The organism is Myxococcus sp. AB025B, from assembly GCF_006518215.1.
Classification (GTDB): domain Bacteria; phylum Myxococcota; class Myxococcia; order Myxococcales; family Myxococcaceae; genus Myxococcus; species Myxococcus fulvus.
In genome coordinates this window covers 1-415 of record NZ_SRLW01000740.1, presented here as the reverse complement: position 1 = coordinate 415, position 415 = coordinate 1, and the positions used below count along the sequence as shown (strand labels likewise).

Genomic DNA, 415 nt, shown 5'->3' with positions numbered 1-415 from the left:
ATATATACTGACCTGATCTGTGCGAAAAAATCACGCGATATGCGCAAGCTGCCTCCTCTGAATGCCTTGCGCGCCTTTGAATCGGCGGCGCGCCATCTGAGTTTCACGCGTGCGGGCGACGAGCTGAACGTCACGCATGGCGCGATCAGCCGCCAGGTTCAGGCACTCGAGGCGTGGCTCGGCGTGTCGCTCTTTCGCAGGCTGAATCGGCGGGTGGAACTGACTGATGCGGGTCAGCGCTACCTGTCGGAGATTGGCGTAGCACTTGACCGCATCAGCACGTCCAGCCAGGCGCTGCGCGACCGCGACGCGGCGCGCATCCTCCGCGTGAACAGCATCCCGACGTTCACCATGCGCTGGCTGATTCCGCGGCTCTCCACGTTCCAGATGCGCTTTCCGCGCGTGGAGGTGCGGT

1 protein-coding gene is annotated in these 415 nt (G+C 63.1%); it reads left to right on the top strand.

Annotated features, from left to right (window positions below; all coding sequences use genetic code 11):
* Positions 1 to 39: 39 nt before the first annotated feature.
* Positions 40 to 415 (top strand): LysR family transcriptional regulator (locus FL311_RS43750; RefSeq protein ID WP_141333609.1); only part of this gene is annotated, 376 nt, incomplete at its 3' end.